General features: G+C 43.1%; 25 protein-coding genes. 8 read left to right on the top strand and 17 right to left on the bottom strand.

Annotated features, from left to right (window positions below):
• Position 1 precedes the first annotated feature (1 nt).
• Positions 2 to 2,707 (top strand): ABC transporter permease, encoded by a 2,706-nt coding sequence (locus IGJ05_RS11230; protein ID WP_266166303.1) that lies wholly within the window; start codon positions 2 to 4, stop codon positions 2,705 to 2,707.
• 157 nt (positions 2,708 to 2,864) lie between these two features.
• On the opposite strand, the gene guaB is transcribed toward IGJ05_RS11230, so the two are convergent.
• The 11 genes from guaB to IGJ05_RS11175 form a co-directional block, all read right to left on the bottom strand.
• Entirely contained in the window at positions 2,865 to 4,349 is a 1,485-nt protein-coding gene (gene guaB, locus IGJ05_RS11225) for an IMP dehydrogenase (RefSeq protein ID WP_438725202.1), read from the bottom strand.
• A gap of 202 nt (positions 4,350 to 4,551) precedes the next feature.
• Positions 4,552 to 5,244 carry a DUF1129 domain-containing protein gene (locus IGJ05_RS11220; RefSeq protein ID WP_010748460.1) on the bottom strand — a complete coding sequence of 231 codons (693 nt, stop codon included), beginning with the start codon at positions 5,242 to 5,244 and terminating at the stop codon, positions 4,552 to 4,554.
• A gap of 71 nt (positions 5,245 to 5,315) precedes the next feature.
• On the bottom strand, positions 5,316 to 6,416 hold the full coding sequence (gene ychF, locus IGJ05_RS11215) for a redox-regulated ATPase YchF (protein ID WP_005226252.1): 1,101 nt from the start codon (positions 6,414 to 6,416) through the stop codon (positions 5,316 to 5,318).
• Positions 6,417 to 6,424: 8 nt separating this feature from the next.
• Positions 6,425 to 6,613 (bottom strand): DUF951 domain-containing protein, encoded by a 189-nt coding sequence (locus IGJ05_RS11210; protein WP_005226253.1) that lies wholly within the window; start codon positions 6,611 to 6,613, stop codon positions 6,425 to 6,427.
• 10 nt (positions 6,614 to 6,623) lie between these two features.
• Complete coding sequence (locus tag IGJ05_RS11205; protein WP_005226254.1) at positions 6,624 to 7,514, bottom strand: ParB/RepB/Spo0J family partition protein; 891 nt, start codon at positions 7,512 to 7,514, stop codon at positions 6,624 to 6,626.
• A complete protein-coding gene (locus tag IGJ05_RS11200) occupies positions 7,504 to 8,268 on the bottom strand; it encodes a ParA family protein (RefSeq protein ID WP_005226255.1) in 765 nt (254 codons plus the stop codon). The genes IGJ05_RS11205 and IGJ05_RS11200 overlap by 11 nt, the downstream gene beginning before the upstream one ends.
• 11 nt (positions 8,269 to 8,279) lie before the next feature.
• The gene (rsmG, locus tag IGJ05_RS11195; protein ID WP_005226256.1) at positions 8,280 to 8,996 is read right to left on the bottom strand and encodes a 16S rRNA (guanine(527)-N(7))-methyltransferase RsmG; all 717 of its coding nucleotides are present in this window, start codon (positions 8,994 to 8,996) and stop codon (positions 8,280 to 8,282) included.
• 297 nt (positions 8,997 to 9,293) lie between these two features.
• On the bottom strand, positions 9,294 to 10,064 hold the full coding sequence (locus IGJ05_RS11190) for an Asp23/Gls24 family envelope stress response protein (protein WP_010748461.1): 771 nt from the start codon (positions 10,062 to 10,064) through the stop codon (positions 9,294 to 9,296).
• 25 nt (positions 10,065 to 10,089) lie between these two features.
• On the bottom strand, positions 10,090 to 10,281 hold the full coding sequence (locus tag IGJ05_RS11185) for a DUF2273 domain-containing protein (RefSeq protein ID WP_005226258.1): 192 nt from the start codon (positions 10,279 to 10,281) through the stop codon (positions 10,090 to 10,092).
• 7 nt (positions 10,282 to 10,288) lie between these two features.
• Positions 10,289 to 10,858: an alkaline shock response membrane anchor protein AmaP gene (gene amaP / locus IGJ05_RS11180; protein ID WP_005226259.1), complete on the bottom strand. Its 570-nt coding sequence runs from the start codon at positions 10,856 to 10,858 to the stop codon at positions 10,289 to 10,291.
• Between the two features lie 37 nt (positions 10,859 to 10,895).
• Complete coding sequence (locus IGJ05_RS11175; protein WP_005226260.1) at positions 10,896 to 11,789, bottom strand: SDR family oxidoreductase; 894 nt, start codon at positions 11,787 to 11,789, stop codon at positions 10,896 to 10,898.
• 256 nt (positions 11,790 to 12,045) lie between these two features.
• On the opposite strand from IGJ05_RS11175, the gene IGJ05_RS11170 reads away from it, so the two are divergent.
• From IGJ05_RS11170 to IGJ05_RS11150, 5 genes are all read left to right on the top strand, one after another.
• The gene (locus tag IGJ05_RS11170; protein WP_151196092.1) at positions 12,046 to 12,498 is read left to right on the top strand and encodes a DUF2188 domain-containing protein; all 453 of its coding nucleotides are present in this window, start codon (positions 12,046 to 12,048) and stop codon (positions 12,496 to 12,498) included.
• Between the two features lie 350 nt (positions 12,499 to 12,848).
• A complete protein-coding gene (locus tag IGJ05_RS11165) occupies positions 12,849 to 13,316 on the top strand; it encodes a DUF5626 family protein (protein WP_005226262.1) in 468 nt (155 codons plus the stop codon).
• 16 nt (positions 13,317 to 13,332) lie between these two features.
• Entirely contained in the window at positions 13,333 to 13,851 is a 519-nt protein-coding gene (locus IGJ05_RS11160) for a helix-turn-helix domain-containing protein (RefSeq protein WP_005226263.1), read from the top strand.
• A 395-nt stretch (positions 13,852 to 14,246) separates the two neighbouring features.
• A complete protein-coding gene (locus IGJ05_RS11155; protein WP_143348747.1) occupies positions 14,247 to 14,486 on the top strand; it encodes an ATP-binding cassette domain-containing protein in 240 nt (79 codons plus the stop codon).
• A 19-nt stretch (positions 14,487 to 14,505) separates the two neighbouring features.
• A complete protein-coding gene (locus IGJ05_RS11150) occupies positions 14,506 to 14,811 on the top strand; it encodes a hypothetical protein (RefSeq protein WP_081116714.1) in 306 nt (101 codons plus the stop codon).
• Positions 14,812 to 15,196: 385 nt separating this feature from the next.
• On the opposite strand, the gene mnmG is transcribed toward IGJ05_RS11150, so the two are convergent.
• Positions 15,197 to 17,089 carry a tRNA uridine-5-carboxymethylaminomethyl(34) synthesis enzyme MnmG gene (mnmG, locus tag IGJ05_RS11145; RefSeq protein ID WP_081116713.1) on the bottom strand — a complete coding sequence of 631 codons (1,893 nt, stop codon included), beginning with the start codon at positions 17,087 to 17,089 and terminating at the stop codon, positions 15,197 to 15,199.
• 33 nt (positions 17,090 to 17,122) lie between these two features.
• The gene (gene mnmE, locus IGJ05_RS11140; RefSeq protein ID WP_081116712.1) at positions 17,123 to 18,520 is read right to left on the bottom strand and encodes a tRNA uridine-5-carboxymethylaminomethyl(34) synthesis GTPase MnmE; all 1,398 of its coding nucleotides are present in this window, start codon (positions 18,518 to 18,520) and stop codon (positions 17,123 to 17,125) included.
• A 238-nt stretch (positions 18,521 to 18,758) separates the two neighbouring features.
• Here mnmE and IGJ05_RS11135 point away from each other — a divergent pair, with 238 nt between their 5' ends.
• Entirely contained in the window at positions 18,759 to 19,088 is a 330-nt protein-coding gene (locus IGJ05_RS11135; RefSeq protein ID WP_016608917.1) for a heavy metal-binding domain-containing protein, read from the top strand.
• A 203-nt stretch (positions 19,089 to 19,291) separates the two neighbouring features.
• Here the strand turns inward: IGJ05_RS11135 and jag are convergent, their stop codons facing one another.
• The 4 genes from jag to rpmH all read right to left on the bottom strand — a co-directional run bounded on the left by jag (position 19,292) and on the right by rpmH (position 21,528).
• The gene (gene jag, locus IGJ05_RS11130) at positions 19,292 to 20,050 is read right to left on the bottom strand and encodes an RNA-binding cell elongation regulator Jag/EloR (RefSeq protein ID WP_081116711.1); all 759 of its coding nucleotides are present in this window, start codon (positions 20,048 to 20,050) and stop codon (positions 19,292 to 19,294) included.
• A gap of 17 nt (positions 20,051 to 20,067) precedes the next feature.
• Positions 20,068 to 20,892 carry a YidC/Oxa1 family membrane protein insertase gene (locus IGJ05_RS11125; RefSeq protein WP_010748469.1) on the bottom strand — a complete coding sequence of 275 codons (825 nt, stop codon included), beginning with the start codon at positions 20,890 to 20,892 and terminating at the stop codon, positions 20,068 to 20,070.
• A gap of 18 nt (positions 20,893 to 20,910) precedes the next feature.
• A complete protein-coding gene (rnpA, locus tag IGJ05_RS11120) occupies positions 20,911 to 21,246 on the bottom strand; it encodes a ribonuclease P protein component (RefSeq protein WP_015510644.1) in 336 nt (111 codons plus the stop codon).
• Positions 21,247 to 21,393: 147 nt separating this feature from the next.
• Complete coding sequence (gene rpmH, locus IGJ05_RS11115; protein ID WP_002356012.1) at positions 21,394 to 21,528, bottom strand: 50S ribosomal protein L34; 135 nt, start codon at positions 21,526 to 21,528, stop codon at positions 21,394 to 21,396.
• A 511-nt stretch (positions 21,529 to 22,039) separates the two neighbouring features.
• Here rpmH and dnaA point away from each other — a divergent pair.
• Positions 22,040 to 23,377 (top strand): chromosomal replication initiator protein DnaA, encoded by a 1,338-nt coding sequence (gene dnaA, locus IGJ05_RS11110; protein WP_015508676.1) that lies wholly within the window; start codon positions 22,040 to 22,042, stop codon positions 23,375 to 23,377.
• The last annotated feature ends 15 nt before the right edge of the window (positions 23,378 to 23,392 follow it).

Genomic DNA, 23,392 nt, shown 5'->3' with positions numbered 1-23,392 from the left:
GATGAAAAATAAAACCTATCTTAAAGCAAGTTTGCGGGAGATTCGCCAATCAAAAGGCCGCTTTATCGCAATCACCTTGATCATTTTTTTAGGAACGTTTCTCTTTGTCGGTGTCAAAGCGACGGGACCGATCCTGAACCATTCCGCGAGTGAATATGTCAACGGTCAGCATTTAGCAGATCTGCAAGTCACTTCCACGCTGGGATTGACGGAGGACGACATTGATGCGGCGGAAAAAAGCGGTGCGCACACAGAAGCCGCCTATCAATTTTATTACGCTGCCAATTCAGATGAAGTCGTGCAAGTGACCTCTTATGATCCCTCGCAGGAACTCAACCAGCTACTGGTGAAGGACGGCCGATTGCCAGAAAAAGCCGATGAAATCGTGCTGGACACCGAAGCAAAAAATTATGGCTGGCAAATAGGGGATACTTTTACGATCGATGATGCCGATAATCTGTCGGACAAAGACTATACGATCGTTGGGTTCGCCACCTCTCCCATTTATATCAGTGCTGCCGAACGTGGCTATGCGAATGTCGGCAGCGGTGTCGTGACGTATTTTGCTTATGTACCGGAAGAACAGTTCAAGATGGAGGTCAAATCGATCCTTTATCTCGCCATTGATGATGTCGCAGGCCTTGAAACATACTCCGATGCGTATACCGACAAGATGGCAGCCCATCAAGAAACGATTGAGGAACTGTTTGCGGATCGCCCTAAAGAACGCTTAGCAGAAATTCAGCAAGATGCTTTTGATGAATTAGCGCCTGCAGAAAAAGAAGTCCGTGATGGACAAAAACAGTTAGCTGATGGACAAGCCCAACTGGATCAGGCCAAAGCGGAACTAGAACAACAGCAAGCCGCCTTGGCACAGCTGCCGCCCGTACAACAAGCAGCCCTCGAAGGCCAATTGACCGCTGGGGAAGAAGAGTTGACACAGCAGCAAACCCAATTAGAGGAACAGCAACAAGAACTAACCGATGCCCAACAAACACTGGCAGAAAAACGTACAGAGATCGAAGACTTGGCAGAACCTACGTATCTTTACAACCAACGCAAAGACAACCCCGGTTTCCAAGAGTATGGTGGGCTGTCTGATCGTATCGCAGCGATCGCCAATGTGTTCCCTGTCTTCTTTTTCTTTATCGCTGCGTTGATCACCTTTACGACACTGACGCGGATGGTAGAAGAAAACCGCAAAGAGATCGGTACCTTAAAAGCGATGGGCTATGGCAAAGTCGAGATCTCCCTTAAATATTTGATTTATGCCCTCCTGTCTTCGGCCATTGGCATTATCAGTGGTGCCGTATTAGGGACGGAACTGTTGCCGCGTTTGATTTATTTTCTATCCAGCGAACGGTATCTTTTAGACGGGATTCGCGTCTATTATGTCTGGTCGCCAATTATTTTGGCCGCGATCGCCTTTTTACTGGCGACGCTCGGTGCTTGCCTCTTTGTTTTGATCAAAGAATTGCGGGAAAAACCTGCCCAGCTACTGCAAGTTCGGGCGCCAAAACCTGGGAAACGGATTTTATTAGAGGCCATTACACCCTTATGGTCACGTTTAAGCTTCAATCAAAAAGTCAGCTTCCGTAACATCTTCCGCTACAAATCGCGAATGATCATGGCAATCATTGGCATCGCCGGCTGTACGGGACTGATGGTGGCAGGCGTTGGGTTGAAAGATTCCTTAAGTGCTGTGACTGCGAAACAATTTGGGCCCATTACGGATTATCAAGCCGTCGTGACCTTAAATGATGCGAAGGAAGAAACCGTTGCTGCCGCTGAAACGGTTTTAACAGACGATCCTCTTGTGACCCATTCGATGCTAGTCTACAATGAAACGATCGAGATTCGACCAGCTAACCAAGGAAAACAAAGTTTGACCTTGATGGTTCCGGCAGATCAAGAAGCTTTTACCGACTATGTCCATTTGAAAACGACGGAAGGGCAGAAGCTGCCATTAACAGAAGGCGCCGTACTGACTATGAAATACGCAGAATTGTATGATCTGCAGGTTGGGGATACATTGACCTTCTATACTAGCGATCAAGAAGCTTTTGAAGTACCTATCAGCGGCATCGCAGAAAACTATTTAGGCAATTCTCTGTATCTGTCACCGACTCTTTACGAAGAAATCACCGACAGTGCCTTTGAACCGAATGCGTTCTTAGTCAAAAGCAAGACGATGACGAAAAAACAAGAGGAAGCTTTATCAACAGCCTTGTTAGATACCGACAAAGTCAAAAACACGACGTTCCTTTCCACTCAGATCAAAATGCAGGATGATTCGATGGGCAACTTGAACTCCATTGTCTTGATCTTAGTTGTACTATCAGGGGCATTAGCCTTTGTCGTCTTGTATAACTTGACCAACATCAATGTTTCCGAGCGGATTCGCGAGCTTTCTACTATTAAAGTATTAGGGTTTTACAATAAAGAAGTCACCATGTACATCGTACGGGAAAATATCGTCTTTACGTTATTTGGGATTCTCGCTGGCTACGTGGTAGGTTACTTCTTGACTGACTTTATTTTGATCCAAGCTTCGATGGAAAACATGGTCTTTCCATTAGTGATCAATTGGCCGGCTTATGCTTTAGCCGGCGGCATGACGATTCTCTTTACGATCATCGTGATGTACGTCACCCATGTAAAACTGACTCATGTCAACATGATCGATGCGTTGAAATCAAACGAATAAGCTGCTGCTAAAGCGATTTGCTGATCATCCAGCAGCGATTTTAAAGAAAAGGACGCCACTCTTGCCTAGATAGCTGAGAGTGACGTCCTTTTTTGAACAAATAATCCCCTCTGTCCGCTTTTGAACAGAGGGGGCGTTGGTTTTCACGTGAAACATTTTATGATTTTACAGAGTAGTTTGGTGCTTCTTTCGTGATTTGAACATCGTGGGGATGTGATTCTTTTAGTCCGTTGCCGCTCATTTGGATGAATTGTGCTTCATCACGTAATTGCTGTAGATTGCCAGCACCGACATAACCCATCCCTGATTTCAACCCGCCGATCATTTGGAAGATGATATCAGAAACGCTGCCTTTATAAGCGACACGCCCTTCAATGCCTTCTGGAACCAATTTGTTGGCTTCGTTTACGCCACCTTGGAAGTAACGGTCGCTGGAGCCTTTTTCCATTGCCCCCAGTGAACCCATTCCGCGGTACGTTTTGAAGCGACGGCCTTGGTAGATTTCAAATTCACCTGGTGATTCATCGGTTCCTGCCAACATGCTACCTAGCATTACAGCATGTCCGCCAGCTGCTAAAGCTTTGACGATATCCCCAGAGTATTTGATCCCACCATCAGCAATGATTGCTTTTCCGTATTGACGTGCCACAGAGGCTGCATCATAGATCGCGGTCAATTGAGGAACTCCGACACCGGCTACCACCCGAGTGGTACAGATCGAGCCTGGACCGATCCCGACTTTTACGACATCGACACCAGCATCATACAATGCTTTCGTGCCTTCTGCAGTGGCAACATTTCCAGCAATCAATGTCGCTTCTGGGAAATGCGCACGAATTTCAGAGATTTTGCGTAAAACACCCGCACTGTGTCCGTGGGCAGTATCAATAACAATCGCGTCCACGCCTGCATCCAATAATGCTTGTGCGCGCTCAAAGGTATCGCTGGTAACGCCGACTGCCGCTGCCACTAATAGGCGTCCATGCGTGTCTTTGGCTGCATTCGGGAATTCGATCACTTTTTCAATATCTTTGATAGTGATCAAACCGCTTAAGATCCCTGCTTCATCAACGATCGGTAATTTTTCGATCTTGTGTTGTTGTAAGATTTTTTCAGCGTCTTTCAACGACGTACCGACAGGTGCTGTGATCAATTGGTCTTTGGTCATCACATCATTGATCGGCATCGTATAATCCGTGACAAAACGCATGTCGCGGTTCGTGATGATACCGACTAATTTGCGGTTTTCCATCATTTCTACGATCGGTACCCCGCTGATGCGGTACTTGCTCATCAAATGTTCTGCATCAGCAACTAAGTGGCTTGGTGTTAAGAAAAACGGATCGATGATCACGCCGCTTTCAGAACGTTTTACTTTGCGCACTTCATCTGCTTGCGCTGCGATACTCATGTTTTTGTGAATCACGCCAAGTCCGCCTTGACGCGCCATTGAGATCGCCATTTTACTATCAGTTACGGTATCCATACTGGCACTTATGATTGGAATATTTAGTGTAATATTCGGGGCAAGCTGCACTTTCATATCCACGTCATTTGGCAAGACGTGACTTTCTGCCGGAATCAATAAGACATCATCAAACGTTAACCCTTTTTTTACAAATTTGGTTTCCCAGTTGGACATTTTTGTAACCACTCCTTAAAGTTTTTAGGTATTTTAAAAAAAATAGCAAAGATTTTTTCATAAGTCAACCATTCGGAAAGCTTTCTTAATAATCCTCTTCAAACCTTTGGTCAAATCTCATAATTCGCCATTTTTTCTAAAAAAACACGCTGATCGTGCGGTCTTTTTTAACAAAAGAAGGCGCACGATCAACGTGTAGTCATCAGCCTCTAGGAACAGACATACTGCTGATGATATTGTATTTGCGTTTCAAGTAGTACTTCGCTGCTAATGCCACTGCCCCGATCAAGGCTTCGATCACAGGATCCACTTGTGGATTCAATGGTGGTTGGATCATCGCAGAAAGCGAAATCACAACGATCCATAGCATGAAGGCTGCGACTAAAATCAAAATGATCTTCCACATCTTCGGCCGTTTGCTCTTATCGGCACCTGGGCGTTCATATTGATACATGTATTTGTACATCAAGTAGAAGACCCAACCAGCAAGCATCGCCATCAAGAAGAGGGTCAATAAGCCATAAGGTTGTGCTTGTCCTCTAGTAAAGATCCCCATAACCCCTAACATCAAGCCAAAAATCCCTAAAATCAGCAAGGTGCTATCCAACCACATCAAGAAAGGGCCGGATTCTTTTTGCTCAACGGGTTTGTTGATGATGGCTTCGGTGCGTTCAGACACTGTACCAAATAATTGGCGGGCTGTTTTGCCGCCTTTTTGTTCTTTGACTAAGACCGGCAGCATCTCATGCAAGGCAATCGTTTTTTCTTCTTCAGAAAGATTGGCTGCCTCTAGCGATTTTTTTAAATCAAATATATATTGTTGGTTTCGTTTTGTTAATTGTTGTTCTAATTCACGATTTTCGGAAACATAATTTCGCAGAGTTTCTGGTTCCATGAATTGATTCTCCCTTCTGCGTTTTCTTCACAATGGACATTTTACCACAAATTCACTGGGAAGAAAGCCCTTTATACGTTAAAACGGAACAACATCACGTCGCCATCTTGCACGACATAATCTTTTCCTTCCAAACGTACCCGACCGGCTTCTTTGGCCGCTTGCATCGTGCCGTATTGGTTCAGATCTTCAAAGGAAACAGTTTCCGCACGAATAAAGCCGCGCTCAAAGTCCGTATGGATGATCCCCGCTGCTTGCGGTGCTTTGATGCCTTTGCGGAACGTCCACGCACGCACTTCTTGTTCACCAGCGGTAAAGTACGTTGCTAAACCCAATAAATCATAGGCGGCACGAATCAATTGATCCAACCCTGATTCTTCAATTCCTAATGCTTCTAAAAACTCTGCTTTGTCTTCTTCTTCCAGCTCAGCGATCTCTTCTTCGGCACGAGCACTGATGACGATCACTTCCGCATTTTCGCTCGCTGCAAATTCCTTCACTTTGTTGACATAGTCATTGGTTTCATAGTCTGCCACGTCTTCTTCTGCTACGTTGGCAACGTATAAGACTGGTTTGGTCGTTAGTAAAAACAAACTTTTGACGATGCGCTGTTCTTCATCTGTAAATTCGATCGAACGAGCAGAGATCCCTTCTTCTAGGACCGGTTTGATTTTATCAAGAACGGCCAATTCCGCAACCGCATCTTTGTCTTTGGTTTTGGCAATTTTTGCGACCCGAGTATAGCGCTTGTTGACGGATTCTAAATCTGCTAAAACCAACTCCAAGTTGATGGTGTCGATATCAGCTAATGGGTCCACGCGGCCTTCCACGTGGGTGATGTTGTCGTCGTCGAAACAACGAACGACATGACAGATCGCATCCACTTGGCGGATATGGCTCAAAAATTGGTTACCTAATCCTTCCCCTTTGCTAGCACCGCGGACGATTCCAGCAATATCCGTAAATTCAAAGGTGGTTGGGACCGTCTTTTTCGGACGGACTAATTCTGTTAAACGCTGTAAGCGCCAATCTGGCACTTCCACCATTCCTACATTCGGATCGATCGTCGCAAACGGATAGTTTGCGGCTTCTGCTCCTGCTTTGGTTATTGCATTAAATAAAGTAGATTTGCCCACATTTGGCAATCCAACGATTCCGGCAGTTAACGCCATGCTTCACTTCACTCTTTCTCTTTTTTTTCTAGGATTTTCTTCATCTTTTTATCAAATTCTCGGCGTGTCATCATGACGATGTGGCCGCAATTCGTACACTTTATTTTGATGTCTGCCCCCATGCGGATGATTTCCCAACGATTGGCTTTGCAGGCATGCGGTTTTTTCATTTCGACAATATCCCCAAGATCATACATCTTTATCACCTCAAGCTTCATCAAATTGAATGTTCAATAAATCTAAAATACGGGTTAAATCTTTTTGTGACAGGTATTCGATCTCGATTTTGCCTTTGCCTTCTTTTTCGCGGATCTCGACATTCGTGCCGAATTTATCCATCAACCGTTCTTCGCTTTCTCGTAAATAGTACGGTTTTTCCCGAATCAGACGCGGAACTTTTTTCTTTTCGTTTTTCGTGTCGTTCATCTCAGCGACCATTTGTTCTAATTGGCGGACTGTCAGATTTTCTTTGACACAACGATTGGCTAATTTTAAGATCTGTTCTTTATTTTTCAACCCTAATAATGTCCGGGCTTGTCCCATAGACAAACGATCATCTTGAACCATTTCTTTGACGAGTTTCGGCAAGGACAGCAACCGCAAATAATTGGCGATATACGGGCGGCTTTTCCCTAAGCGTTCAGCGACTTGTGCTTGGGTCAATTTCAAGTTTTTCATCAGCATGTCATAAGCTTCTGCTTCTTCTAAAGGATTCAAATCTTCCCGCTGCAAGTTTTCTAAAACGGCGACTTGCATCATCGCTTCTTCATCAAAATTGCGGATGATGGCTGGGATCGTTTCCTTGCCAGCTAGTTTGGATGCTCGAAACCGGCGTTCACCCGCAATGATCTCATAGCCTTTGACGGATGATTGCCGCACGATGATCGGTTGAAAGACCCCTGAATGCTGGATCGAATTGGCCAGTTCTTGTAATGAAAGCTCATCAAAGGTTTTTCGCGGTTGATAAGGGTTGGGTCTTAATTCGTTTAAAGGCAGTTCAACGACTTTTTCTGTCTTGATATCGACTTCTTCTAACCCTTGCAGGTCTTGAAACAACGCATCGATCCCACGCCCTAATCCTTTCCCTTTATTCTTCACGGGCTAACACTTCCTTTGCTAACGTCTGATAGACTTCGGCTCCTTTTGAGCGTGGATCATAATCAATGATCGACAATCCATGACTAGGTGCTTCAGACAACCGGATATTCCGCGGAATAATGGTTTCATATACTTTTTCTTGGAAATAGCGGCGGACTTCTTCCACGACTTCCGCGCCTAAGTTCGTACGGGCATCATACATCGTCAGTAAGACCCCTTCGATCTCTAACTCAGGGTTAAAATGTTTTTGTACTAAACGCACGGTATTCAATAGTTGGCTCAGCCCTTCTAATGCATAGTACTCACATTGGACTGGGATCAAAATCGAATCACTGGCGGTAAAGGCATTGATCGTCAAATGACCTAAAGATGGCGGGCAATCGATAAAGATATAATCGTATTGTTCTTTGATCTCATTCAAAGCCGATTTCAATCGAGATTCCCGTGCCATCATGGAGGTCAATTCAATTTCCGCACCAGCTAATTGGATCGTCGCTGGAACGATATCCAAGTTTTCCCGACTGCTAGGTAAAATCGCTTCAACGATCGGTGTTTCATTGACTAATACATCATAGATGTCTTGTTCCACATCTGGTTTGCGAATGCCGACACCGCTTGTGGCGTTGCCTTGGGCATCAATATCTACGAGTAACACTTTTTTGCCGACAAATGCTAAGGACGCACCTAGGTTCACCGTTGTGGTGGTTTTGCCTACGCCGCCTTTTTGGTTTGCAACAGAAATAATACGGGCCATTGATTTTCCTCCTATTTGATTGGTTGTTTCGCTGGCATTCCCGGTTTGCGGGGGTATTTCTTTGGCGTTTCTTTTTTCTTTTGAATGATCAAAAGATGGCGTTCATCGCCGCTGACCGGTAAGGTAAAGCTTTTTTCTTCAATAAATTTGCCGCCTAAGAGTGAGATGGCTGGTTTGGCTTCAACCAGTTCTTCCTCGCTTTTGGCAGCTTTGAGCGCATAAAAATAGCCTGCTTTTTTCACCAATGGCACACAGAGTTCCGTTAACACATTCAAACGGGCAACCGCACGAGCAGTCACATAATCGAATTGCCCACGAAATTGCGGGTTTTGACCAAATGTTTCTGCACGGTCATGGTACAAGTGGACATTTTCCAATTGTAGATCCGTCACAAGGGTTTGTAAAAAGGTGATGCGCTTATTTAAAGAGTCGACGATCGTCACTTCTAATTCAGGAAACACGATTTTTAGTGGAATACTTGGAAAGCCAGCACCTGAACCGACATCACACAAATGACTTTGCGGGTCAAAGGCGGTTTCAAAAGCTAAGGAAACAGAATCGTAGAAATGCTTCAAATACACTTCTGATTTTTCCGTGATTGCGGTTAGATTCATCTTCTGATTCCATTCGACTAAACGCTCGAAATAGACAGCGAATTTTTCCATTTGTTCTTCGGTTAAAACGATCCCGTTTTTGCGTAATTCTTCATGAAATTCTTCAGGTAGCATAACGAATCCTTTCTATTTTGTGAAACAGAAAAATGTTTCACAGACTAGTTCCTACTTTAACGCAAAAAGCAATGTGATGCAATAGCCAGACATTGCTTTCTAGGAGAATTTACCATTTTTTAACTGGGGCTTTAAGGTTGGTTTAAGGCAGAGGAATTATACTCATTTCAATCCAAAAAACTTTTTTCATTTTTCCTTGACCAGCGAGGCTGCCAACCCTCCTGGTCAGCTTTTTTCTCAAAGAAACAAGCATTGATCACAGGATCAATGCTTGTTTTTGTTTCATATGAAACTTTTTTATTTCACCCGGGGCTCGTTGTATTCTTCGATACGATCAGACGCGCGGGAAGCCGCATGTTTGGCTTTGTTGGTTTGACGTGAAGCAAAGTCGCCGGTTTTAGATGCAGCTGACGATACTTTGTCTTGAACCGTTTCTTGTTCCTCTTCGTATTCAGCGATCGTTTTTACATCTACAACATTGATGTTGACTTCGATAACTTCTAATTGGGTCATTGTCGTTACTTCTTTTTGGATGACTTCTTTGACTTGGTCAGCGATTTCTGGGATGTTGCGGTCGTATTCAACCACGATATCTAAATCAACGGCTACTTGTTTTTTCCCTACTTCGGTATTGATACCCGCAGTCACATTGTCTGTATTGACTAATTTTTCCGCAATGTTAGAGAAGAAACCACCATCGACCGTCAACAGACCATCCACGTGTTCTAATGCGATCCCGATGATTTTTTGGATCACTTTGTCATCATAGGTCAATGAACCATGAACAGGTGCGTCGCCAGTTGGTCCTTCAAAATCGTTGTGACCAGGTTTTGGCGGTGCTGGATGATGTCCTGCTGGATTTGGATTTCCTGGTGCTGGATGATCCCCTGGTTTTGGTCCGTTTTGTTGTCCTGCTACTGCTTTTTCAGCATTTGGTACCACTGGATCTGGTGCTTCAGTCATTGGAATCGCATTTTCATTTGCTTGATGATTGGTGTTAGGAACCACTGGATCTGGATGTGCGCTGACTTTTTTATCATTGTTTAATTCGTTTTTATCGTTATTCATTAAAAATTCCTCCTATTAAAATGCGTTATTGTTGGTTAAAAAATTCGTCGATGATACCGGTACGTTGGAGATACAATCCTAACGCAAAACCCAAACCTGTTAGGAGTAGAATCAGCAATGTTTTGAAAAAACCGATCGTTACAAACAACACAGCCAGAACAAGGCCGATTGCTCCAAAAATCAATGGGATTTTGTATTGTTGTAGTTCGTTCATCATAGCCCTCCTATTCTACTCGCGGGTTTTCCGGAGTCTCATTTTGTTCAAAATTCGCGTAGTTGACTTCGACTTTGACTTTCTCACTTGAACCAAGCACTCGTTGGACATCTTGTTGGATTTCCGCCATTAAGTTTTCGGTTTTGCCGACTAAGGCAGACGTCCGTTTCAAGCGTCCTTTGATTTTAATCAAAATTCGATTTTTGGTCGCCTTGACATGAACTTTTGGTCCTTCAACAAATTCTTTTTCATTTACTTTCGTACGTACAAGTCCTTCGATTGCTTTCTTATCGATCGTCAATGCGCCCTTATCCTCTTTCAAAACAAAGGTCGTTTTGGTTTTTGGATAAAAAAGCACGACTAAGATCACAATCAAGAATAAGGCGATCAAGACAACAGCTACCCAAAACATATATTGACGCATAAACAAGTTGTCAAAGAAATACGTGACGACATTGCCTCTGCTGTCCAAACCAAATGGCAGCTGCATATAAGGATTACTCATTAATACGATTGGTAATAAGACAGTGATAAAGATCAACGAAACGATGATTGATACGATTTTCCACCCTTTACTCATAGGACACCTCCTCCTTTTTCTCCAATTTTCGATAAGCTTACAAGTTGATGGCTTCTCCGCCGGTAACACCATAAATCTGTGCTGTCACATAGCTAGCTTTATTCGAAGCTAAAAAGACATAGACAGGTGCCAGCTCAGCTGGTTGTCCTGCCCGCTCAAGTAACGCTTGCTGACCAAATTCAGGCAGCTGGTCTTGCGGTTGGCCATGATCTAACTGTAATGGTGTCCAGATCGGTCCTGGGGCTACCCCATTGACGCGAATTCCTTTTTCAGCAAATTGTTTCGCCAAGCTGACTGTAAAACTGGCGATCGCCGATTTGGTTGCCGCATAATCCATTAAATGGGCACTTGGACTAAAGGCTTGGACAGAAGTCGTTGTCACGATCGCTCCTCCAGCCGGTAAGTGCGGCTCAGCAGCTTTGACTAATGCAAACATGGAGATAATGTTTACCATAAAGGTATCTTTCACTTGTTCAATCGGTAATTCTGCAATCGATGGCCGCGTGATTTGCTGTGCTGCGTTCAATACTAATGTATCTAACCCACCTAATGCTGCCACCGCTTTGTCAACGATCTCTTGTGGTGCCGCTTCGTCTCGCAGGTCATAGGGGAGCAAGATCACTTTGCGCCCAGCTTCTTTGATGTACCCTGCAACTTCTTCGGCATCTTCTTCTTCTCCTGGGAAAAAGTGTAGGGCAATGTCTGCTCCTTCACGGGCGAAGGCAATCGCTGCTGCTCGTCCGATCCCAGAATCCCCACCGGTGATCAGTACTCGCCGGTTTTCTAACTGCTGACTTCCCTCATAAGATTCTTCACCACAATCAGGTTTTGGTCGCATTTCTTCTTGTAAAGCAGGCGTATCTTGTTCCTGTTTGCTGTATTTACCCGTGTGATAAAGTTCCCGTGGATCAGTCAAAATAGGTTCACTCATTCTTACGTCCTCCTTTTCTCTATAATAAAATTCTAAACCATTCATTTTTTTTTGGGAAATATAACGCTTTGTTAACAAAAATAAATCTACGTTTATTAGAAAATGAAAAAAGAAAGTGCCCTCATTTTTGACCAGAAATCAAATAATTTCCCTTTTTTATAGAAGGGGGTAAACTAATAAGTAGTAACTGGTAGTACCTGTAAAAGGGAACCCCTAAGAAAATGACCTTGGATCAAGAAAAAGGAGGAAACAAAGAATGCCTTGGAATGTCCGTGATTATCCTGCGTCAATGAAGAATCTAGACCCCTTAGTTCGTAAAAAAGCGATCGATATCGCCAATGCCCTGCTAGCCGATGGCTATTCGGATGATCGGGCAATCCCGATCGCCACGAGTCAAGCAGAAAAATGGTATGACAATGCAGATGAAGAGGAGAAGAAAGCTTTTCAGAAAGAGAAAAATCCGCAAAAAGACGATGCCCATCAAACCAATAAGAATGCGGAAAAATTAATGGATGCGGATGTAGAAGTTGTGTATGAAGACGACCAATGGCAAGTCCGTTCCAAAGGAGCGAAACGTGCCAGTGACCATTTCGACAAGAAAGCAGATGCCATCGCCCGTGCCAAAGAAATCGCCGAAAACAAAGAATCCGTGGTGAACGTTTATAAGAAAGACGGCGACCATCAAAAGGATATTGATTTGAGAGAATAAAATTGGCTGCAAAAAAGCGGAAGGATGTCTTACCTTTGTCGTTTGAGCTGCGCGAAACGTTGCCTACTCTTTCGCTTTTTTGTTTCCTTTCACAGCTAGGTTTGATTAAAACTAAAGCAACCGTTTCTTTGACGTTTCTTTTAAAAAGCAGCGGTTCGTTGTCAGAAACCTAAAAAACGAAGACCTTTTGAATGAACCATCACTTTTAAAATTTCTCGACATCCTAAAAAATAAGCCTGTGAAATGCTGATCTAGCAACAGTTGTGAACCATCCGTTACCTCTGTAAACTAGCTTGTGCTTTCTTTAACTAAATAAACCTTGTATACTTGAATTATTAAAAGTACAAGGAGTGGTGTTTGTGAAAAAATTATTTTTTGTGCCGTTTATTTTTCTTTGTTTCCTCTTTGCTCTCCCAGCTGCCGCCCAGACAGTGGAAGAACCTGAACTCGTTTATGACTTAGCATCAGATAGTCCCTATGAGCAGCTGATCACGGTAGATGAAGAAGGCAACGAGGTGATTTTGACCATTGAAAAATTGCCGTCATTCCGAGCAAATCTGGCAGCGGGAACGTATCGTGTGTCAAAAACATCCGCAGGTAATTGGACCGCTAGTTATAATGTAACGGTCAATAGCCGCAATCAATTTACAGGCACTTCGAATTTAAGTTTAGTTGCTCACAGAGGAAGTATCACTTCTAGTTCATTAACTCACACGTCCACCAAAGCCACCTGTACGTTTAAGCAAAAAGCAGGTATAATCACTACCAATGGGAGTGTCGTAACCACGATCTCAAATGGGAAGCTAGTTGTTAAATAGCAGATAGGAGCATACATTGGCTTTAGCAGAACAATTAAAAAGCTGTCGCGAGTCTTCAGGATTGTCGCAAACAGCAGTCGCAGAAAAATTACAGATTTCACGCCAGTCGATTTCAAAATGGGAAAATGGGCGCGGCTATCCAGATATTGAGAATTTGATTTTGTTGAGCGATCTCTACCAAGTCTCGATCGATGAGCTTTTACGTGAGAACGAAGCCTTAAAAGAGCGGATCGAAACCAACAATCAAGAAATCAACGACAAGAAAGAAAAATTGTCGTTACTCCAAAGAACGATGGCAGCAGATAAAGATGAAAGTCTGCTCTTGCTACTGTTAGCTGGAATCGGCTCCTTTCTTTTTCCTTTAGGACTGATCTTAGATGGCTTTGTTTTATGGCGTAACAAAAAAGCCAATAATTTTTATGTATTGATCTATATCGTCTGTGCCTTCTCGATTTTCTTGAATTTGTACGATGGCTATGTCCATCTCAGCAACATCATGAATTGGGGAACCACTACGATTGAAAAAGTGGAATAACTTTAAACTCTGAACAAAACCATCCCTATGTGATTCGTCTCATAGGGATGGTTTATTATATAGTTTTCTGTCAAATTCAATACAGAATTCAAGCAATCGAATGAATGTTTTTATGGTTCAACTGAAAACCAAGAAATTTTTTATCTTCTTAATAAAAAAGAAAAAAAACCTTGATATCAAGCCTTTCTGAAGCTTTTGCAATTTTCCCTTGCTCGATGGTACTATTGAATAGTGGAAGATCATCAGTTGGCACATTGATTAATCTGGTGGGAGAGTATCAAGATTGCTCAGTAAGTATAAATAGGTTCAAAATTTTAACAAAGACTGGCAAATCTATACAGAGGATTTAAAAATTCGCAATATTGAACCCATAGCGTTTTTAATGTTGATGAAGAATTGACCAAGAAAAATATCCAGGTATACCTGGTGGGGAAAAACAAAAAATTGATCTATTGAGAGCTTTTGTAAGGGATAGGAAAGTAATTATTTTAGATGAGCCTACATCTGGTTTGGATCAGAAAGCTATCAAAAAATTATTAGAATACCTTTCCGAAACTAAACATGACAAAATACACTTTTTAATTACACATGAGTATAATTTTGATCATTTAGCAAATAAGGTGATCCAATTATAAATTCAGTAGAGGTGATAACATGCTTTTTATGTTACTTATAGGGATACTACTTATAAGCGTAGGCATCCAATTTAGACGGGGAAAATGGTACCGTTTAATTGCTGGAAATACTTTTAACGACAAACCTATAAAAATTCAGAAAAATGCTGCAAAAGGTGCATCGAATATTGCATTTATTGTGGGAGCCCTTCAGATTTTCTTTTTTATTTTTATTAAAATGAAACTTAACACTAGATTATTAATAATTGTCGTTGTGATACCTCTTGTTTTATACGCCTTTTATATGATTTTTCATTTTCTCAAAGACTTTATCAAAAATGGCTGATAGGTACACTAAGCACCTTTACTCGATATATAGCTTTTTTGGTTATCCTTGAATGCTATGGTTTAGAAGTCATGTAGCTAGAAAACTTTTTCCTGTTTTATCTTTTGGGTGTCGCTAACCATAATATATCGATAAAAATTTTAGTTGATTTGTGTCCCAGCCGTTGTGATACCTTATTAAACAAATAACATTTTCGAAAATAAAGAAGCCCTTTTTCTTAGACCGTAACTTTCATGATTTACGTTTTAGAAAAGAGCTTCTTTATTTTTGTCCAAATTAGATTGTCGATGTTCTAGAAGTATTTTAAAATTTTCTAACGAATAAGCATTTAACAAATTATAGCCTTTTGGTGTTAAACACCAAAAGGCTATAATCCTGGCTTTTATTAGTTAACCTTGGCAATCTTCCCTTGCTCGATATACACCATCAAAATACTGATATCAGCTGGGTTTACTCCGCTGATACGGCTCGCTTGGGCGATGGTTTCGGGTTGGATTTTTTGCAGTTTTTGTTTGGCTTCTGTTGCCAAGCCATTGATAGCGGCATAGTCGATGTTTTCAGGAATGCGTTTGGCTTCCATCCGTTTGAGTTTCTCCACTTTTTCGAGAGCTTTTTTGATATAGCCTTCGTATTTGATTTGGATCTCGACTTGTTCGATCTCTTTTGGCTTCAATGCTTCATTGGCTTCGATAAATTGTAGCATTTCGGCATACGTCACTTCAGGCCGACGCAAGAATTCATTTGCTAAAACGCCATCTTTCAAGGTAGCCGTCCCTTTAGCAGTCAAATACGCTTGTACTTCTGGCGTTGGTTTGATGCGGATCTTAGATAAACGTTTAATTTCTGCTTCAACAGCTTCTTTTTTCGCTACATACGCTTCGTATTGTGCTTCTGGGACGAGCCCGATTTGATGTCCCACTTCGGTCAAACGCAGATCCGCATTATCATGACGCAGCAATAAGCGGTATTCGGCACGAGAGGTCAATAAGCGGTAAGGTTCATTGGTTCCTTTGGTCACCAAATCATCGATCATCACACCGATATAACCGTCGCTGCGTTTCATAATGAAGGGCTCTTTGCTTTGAATTTTCAAAGCGGCATTGATGCCTGCGATCAAGCCTTGACCGGCCGCTTCTTCATAGCCACTGGTTCCGTTGGTTTGTCCTGCCGTAAAGAGGTTTTCGATGACTTTGGTTTCTAATGTTGGACGCAATTGATGAGGCACCACGACATCATATTCAATGGCGTAGCCCGTCCGCATCATTTCCGCTTTTTCTAAACCTGCGATGGAATGCAGCATTTGGACTTGGACATCTTCTGGCATAGAAGTAGAAAGCCCTTGAACATACACTTCTTCGGTGTTCAACCCTTCTGGTTCCAAGAACAATTGGTGACGAGATTTGTCTGCAAAACGCACGATTTTGTCTTCGATAGATGGGCAATAACGAGCACCTACTCCTTCGACGATCCCTGTAAACATCGGCGCCCGGTGTAAATTCTGGTTGATGATTTGGTGCGTCCCTTCGTTCGTATAGGTCAACCAGCAAGGTTCTTGGTTTTGATTGTAGGCTTCATCGGGTGTGCTGTAACTAAAGTGATTCGGTTGTTCATCGCCAGGCTGGATCTCCGTTACCTCATAGTTGATGGTGCTGGATTTCACCCGCGGTGGTGTACCGGTTTTAAAACGAGCGATCTCTAGGCCAAGCTCTTTCAAATGATCGGCTAGTCCAATCGATGGCTGGGAGTTGTTTGGTCCAGAAGAATACTTCAACTCTCCAATGATGATCTCTCCTCGCAACGCTGTTCCCGCAGTGATCACTACAGCTTGGGCTTGGTAACGAGCGCCTGTAGAGGTCACGACGCCACGGCATTCGCCTTCTTCAACGATCAGCTTTTCAACGATTCCTTGGCGCAGTGTCAGATTGGCTTCTTTTTCGATCGTTCGTTTCATTTCAGCCGCATAAGCATGTTTATCGGCTTGCGCCCGCAAGGCCCGCACAGCGGGACCTTTTCCTGTATTGAGCATCCGCATTTGGATGTAGGTTTTGTCGATATTTTTGCCCATTTCTCCGCCTAAAGCATCGATTTCGCGCACCACGACGCCTTTTGCTGGTCCGCCGACGGAGGGATTACAAGGCATGAATGCGACCATGTCTAAGTTGATGGTCAGCAAGAGGGTTTTTGCTCCCATTCGGCTGGCTGCCAAGGCAGCTTCTGATCCGGCATGGCCGGCACCAACAACGATCACGTCATAACTTTCTGCTTGATATTCTTGCATGGTGTTCTCCTTTTTGCGCCAGTGGCGCATTCTTTATTTTCCTAAACAAAACTGACTGAACAATTGGGTGATCAACTCATCTTGGACACTGTCGCCGACAACTTCTCCTAGATAGTCCCAGCAGCGTGTCATATCGATTTGAACCAAGTCGACAGGCATTCCTGCTTCGATCCCTTGGATGACCTCAGACAACGACTGAACGGCATTTTCTAATAAGGCAATGTGGCGAGTATTAGAAAGATAGGAAGCATCCTTATCGGTGGTCTTGCCCCCAAAGAATAGATCGGCAATGGCTTGTTCCAGTTGGTCTAAGCCTTCGTTGGTCAACACAGAGACAGAAAAAATCGGTTCATCTGCTGCGTACTGCGCTAGCTCAGCGGGTGCTAATTTTGGCTCAAGGTCGGTCTTATTCAATAAGATGATCCGACGGCTGCCAGCAGTCAGCTCCAGCAATTGTTTGTCTTCCTGGGTCAATCCTTCGCTTTGGTTGAGAACCAGCAAAATCAACTCCGCTTCTGCCAATGCTTTGCGGCTGCGTTCGACCCCGATTTTCTCAACGACATCTTCTGTTTCGCGGATACCAGCCGTATCGATCAGTTTCAACGGTACCCCGCGAACATTGACATACTCTTCAATGACATCTCGAGTCGTACCAGCAATGTCTGTCACGATGGCTTTTTCTTCCCTTAATAAATGGTTCAATAAGCTGGATTTACCGACATTCGGCCGACCGATGATCGCGGTACTCAAACCTTCTCGCAAAATTTTTCCTTGTTGGGCAGTCGCTAATAAGGCTTGGATCTGCCCTTTGACCATCGTGGCTTTTTCTAGCAATAAGCGGGTCGTCAATTCTTCCACATCATCGTATTCAGGGTAATCGATATTCACTTCAACTTGCGCCAGCGTCTCTAAGATCTCTTGGCGTAAGATCCGAATCAAGTGGGAAAGATTGCCATCCAGCTGATTGACTGCGAGATTCATCGCCTTATCGGTCTTGGCACGAATCAGGTCCATCACCGCCTCGGCTTGAGAAAGGTCAACCCGTCCGTTTAAAAAGGCCCGCTTCGTGAATTCTCCCGGCTCAGCCAACCGTGCGCCTTGTCGTAAAACCAGCTGCAAGAGTTGATTGACGACAACAATCCCGCCGTGGCAGTTGATCTCGACGACATCTTCTCGGGTAAAGGTCCGCGGCTTTTTCATCACTGATAGCATCACTTCATCCATCAAACGGTTTTCTTCTGGGTCCACGATATGACCATAATGGATCGTATGACTAGGGACTTGGGCGAGGGTTTTAGTGCCTGCTTGAAAAATCCGATCCGCAATTGCGATCGCTTCTTCCCCGCTTAATCGCACAATACTGATGGCCCCTTCGCCTGGCGGGGTGGAAATCGCGGCAATCGTATCAAATTCTTGCGTTATATTCGCCATGTTGCTTGCTCCTCCTATTTTTTCACATAAAAAAAGTGCCCACTCCACCCGTCAAATTGATCGAAAATCAATAAAAACGAGTAGACTTAGCACTTTGACTGCTTGTCAATTAAATTCTGGAAATAGATTAGCACATTTTTGCGTGAGTCGCAAGCTTCCTTCAAAAACTTTTAAATTTTGCATCTGTCCGCAAAAACCTTTAAAATAAAAGCAAAGAATAAGAAAAGAGGGATCTATTATGGAAACCATCAAATCATCAAACAGCGCTGCTCGCATTAAAGAAATCATTTTATCGACAGGAAACGTGAATCGGCCTTACGTCGTGCGGGATATCGTCTTTGCGGCAGACAAAATCGAAGTAGATCTATTTGATACATCTGTGAATTTGAACGACCTGTTGGCAGATGTGACCTATCGCTTAAAAGAAACCGCCCACAGCTACGGAGCGAATGCAGTGATCAACTGTCATTTCGAACATGACCGCATCGTCGAAGGCGACAAAACCTTCCTTGAGATCTTTGCCTATGGTACAGTGGTTCAATTTACTCAATCAACCATCGGCGGCTAATTGCCTCTATCATCAAAGAAAAATACAAAAAAGAGTCCGCGGCATACGGACTCTTTTTTGATACCAAAGGCTGACCTACGTAACGTATGTTGACTTTGATAAGAATGATTTCTAGTCAAGGATACTTGGTTTTAAATTTGTTGTCAATCGCTTTTTCCCATCAAAAAAGGGAAAGGCTTGTCAGACCGCCTTTCCCTTTTTCATTAAATTCGTTTGTCCGCAGGTTCCACTACTAAGTAGCGATACGGTTCATCCCCTTCAGAATGAGTTTGAACATACGCATCTTTACTCAAAACTGAATGGATCTGCTTTCTTTCAAACGCCGGCATCGGTTCTAAAAAGACTGGGCGGCCTGTTCGTTTGACTTTTTCAGCAGTACGGCTAGCCAAACGTTCTAAGATCGCTTGACGTTTTTCACGGTAATCTCCGACATTCACTACAATCGACAATTTGTTTTTCGCGATGCGGTGAATATACACTTGCGCCAAATATTGCAGTGCATTCAAGGTTTTGCCGTGCTTCCCAATCAAAATGCCTTGTTTTTGCGTTTCTAAATGAAAGACGATCACGCCGTCTTGACGAGCGGTTTTTACTAAGGCGGGTGCATTCAATGCTTTTGAAATATTTGTCAGATAGAGTCCCAGCTGAGCCAGCGCTTCCTCATCTGAAAGATCCGTCAGCAAAACAGGTTCGCTCGCTGCTGCTTCCATCACACTGCTTGCATCCTCTGTCGTCACAGGATCTGGTTCTACCAGCGGTTTTGCTGGTACTTCTTCAACGGGTGCCGGTTCTTCAACGATTCGTTTTTCAATGGAGACCCGTGCTTGTTTTTTTCCTAGACCCAAGAAGCCTTTTTTTCCTTCATCCAGGACTTCGATTACTGCTTGATCTTTGGTGATACCAAGGACTTGCAATCCCTCTTGAATTGCTTCATCTACTGTCAGATTTTCATAAATCGGCATTGCAGTGCAACCTCCTCTTATTTTTTCCGTTTCTTTTTAGGACTCATTGCTTTTTTCAGCGCACGTTCACGCTCGCGTTCTTTGCGGGCAGCTTCTTCTCTTTCTTGGCGAATCTTGAATGGGTTATTTAAGATCATTGTTTGCACAACTTGGAATGCATTGGAAACGACCCAGTACAAGGAAAGACCGCTGGCAATGTTGATCCCCATCAGTAAGATCATCATCGGCATAGCGAAATTCATGATTTTCAGACTCGCATTTGATTCCACTTGGCTCATACTTGATAAGTAGGTACTTGCAAAAGTAAAGAGCGCCGCTAAAATCGGCAAGATGAAGTATGGGTCACGATCACCCAGCTGCAGCCATAAGAATTTTCCTTCTTGCAGAGCAGGAACCCGTGAGATCGATTGCCACAAGGCCATCAAAATCGGCATTTGTACCAATAATGGCAGACAGCCGGCATAAGGATTGACATTGTTTTCCGCATACAAACGTTGTGTTTCTTCTTTTAACTTGCTTTGTGTTTCTGTATCTTTTGACGCATATTGCTGTTGCAGCGCTTTTAACTTCGGTTGTAATTCTTGCGTTTTGCGCATGCTTTTGGTTTGGAAGTGCATCAACGGCATCAAAATGACCCGAATGATCAATGTAAAGAGGATGATCCCGATCCCGGCATTGCCGAAGGAGAGGGCTTTGATCGCCTCTGCAAAATAATAAACGATGTAACGGTCCCATAGACCAGTACTTTGTGCATTTACTTCACCTGTTGCACCGCAGGCAGATAAGACAACTACTAATGAGAGAACTCCCAAAAATAGTAAGACGCGTTTCCCTTTTTTCACGTAACTAATTCCTTTCCATTAATGAATAATTTTGGCAAGTTTTAAGACATGCTCTAAATTCGAGTAGATTTCCTTTGAGGAACAAGTGGCGATACTTGGACGGGCGATCACGATGAAATCGACCGCTGGTTCGATTCGCGGCTTCATTTCCGTTAAACTTGCACGGATCTTGCGCTTGATCTCATTTCGCTTCACTGCATTACCGACTTTTTTCCCTACAGATAAACCAACTCGAAAATGTGATTGCTCTTTAGGTAAGACATACACCACGAACTTCCGATTTGCAAAAGAATTTCCTGCCTGAAAAACTTTTTGAAAATCTTGCTCTGTTTTTACTCGATAGGATTTTCTCATCTTCGGTTCCTTCACTTCTTTCAATTAAGCTTCGCGAAACGGATTGAATCCGTAACCACTCACCTGTCAATAATACCATATTTGCCAAAAGTCAGACACTATATTCCGCAAAAACGGCATAAAAAAAAACCACTGGCATTCAGTGGCTTACGCAGAAATAACCTTTCTGCCTTTACGACGACGGCTAGCTAAAACACGACGTCCATTTTTTGTACTCATACGTTTACGGAATCCGTGAACTTTTTGACGTTTACGTTTATTTGGTTGATACGTTCTTTTCATTTATTTCCACCTCCATCAGGATAATGCTTATGCGCACAGACATACTTTGATAGTATAACGAGTCAAGTACTAGTTTGTCAATAAGAAGTTTGCTCAAAATCAGGCATTCTTTATCCACAATCCCTTTGATTTGTGTGGGTTTGCTGTTTATAGCCAATTTTTGTGGATAACTTTTTCCCCAGAGTTATTTTGGCTTTTTCCACAAACAAACAGCCTGTAGAAAAGTTTTCCACAATCACTTTTTTAGCTGTTGATAACTACCCCGAAACCTAGTGTTACCAAGGTGTGATCTTCACATCGATCTGTGGATAAAGGAGATTGTTTTACAGTTATGCACATTCTTTTTCTACCTGTGGATAGTCGGATTTCGAACATGTGCATTTCCATTTTTCTTTTATCCCGTTTTGTGGAAAAGTATTTTTTTCTAACCTTTTTTATCGTAATCTGTGGAAAACTTTTTCAATCCGTGCTATTTTAGTTATATCTATTCTTAGTTATAGGAGGACAATTTATGCCATCTGCTGATTCTATTTGGCAAGATCTTCAACGTTCCTTTAAAGAAGAGCTGAATCCGGCCAGTTATAGTGCTTGGATCGAGACTGCCAATGTCTTGTCGTTTGAAAAAAATCAGCTGCTGATCGAAGTACCCAGCGATCTTCATAAATCTTATTGGGAAAAAAATCTAGCTGCCAAAATTGTTGAAATGGGATTTATGAAAACTGGTGAAGAATTGATTCCTAGTTTTGTGACTGTCGAAGAAGCAGAAGCTTTAAAAACAGCCCCTTCTACTATTCAAACAGCTGCAGAAGAAAACGAGCGGCCGCCAAAATCGATCTTAAATGAAAAATACACATTTGATACCTTTGTCATCGGGAAAGGCAATCAGATGGCCCACGCTGCTGCTTTAGTTGTTGCAGAAGATCCTGGGTCTATTTATAATCCGCTGTTCTTCTATGGTGGCGTTGGTTTAGGGAAAACCCACTTGATGCACGCGATCGGTCATCAAATGTTGCTGAAACGTCCCAATGCCAAAATCAAGTATGTTAGTAGTGAAAATTTCACCAATGATTTCATTACTTCTATTCAAAAGAACAAAATGGAAGATTTTCGAAACGAATACCGCAATGTTGATCTTTTGCTGGTGGATGATATTCAATTCTTAGTCAATAAAGAAGGAACCCAAGAAGAATTCTTTAATACCTTCGAAGAACTGTATCGCAATAATAAACAGATCGTCCTGACAAGTGATCGTTTGCCAAATGAGATCCCGACTTTGCCGGAACGTTTGGTTTCCCGTTTTGCTTGGGGCTTATCCGTTGATATCACCCCGCCGGATCTAGAGACGCGGACTGCGATTTTGCGGAAAAAAGCCGAAGCCGAACGCTTGGAGATCCCCGACGATACCTTAAGTTATATCGCTGGGCAGATCGATTCGAATATCCGAGAACTTGAAGGAGCACTCGTGCGGGTGCAAGCTTTTGCTACGATGCAAAACTCAGACATTACAACGAGCTTGGCAGCTGAAGCCATCAAAGCCTTAAAATCAAGCCATGGCTCGACCCAAGTTTCGATTTTGCAAATCCAAGAAGAAGTCGCAAAATACTATCACATTCATGTCAATGATCTAAAAGGGAAAAAACGGGTCAAAGGCATCGTGGTCCCACGGCAGATCGCGATGTATCTCTCTCGAGAACTGACCGATAGTTCTTTACCAAAAATCGGCGGCGAATTTGGCGGCAAAGACCATACAACGGTCATTCATGCCCATGAAAAAATTCAGCATTTAGTCGAAACAGATCCCACGATCAAAAATGAGATCGCTGAAATCAAACAAATCCTCTTCAGCTGATCTGTGGATAAGAAA

This window comes from Enterococcus sp. AZ167, assembly GCF_051714025.1.
GTDB classification, from domain to species: domain Bacteria; phylum Bacillota; class Bacilli; order Lactobacillales; family Enterococcaceae; genus Enterococcus_D; species Enterococcus_D casseliflavus.
Note: the sequence above shows the minus strand (reverse complement) of the source record. Positions and strands in the feature narration are given on the sequence as shown.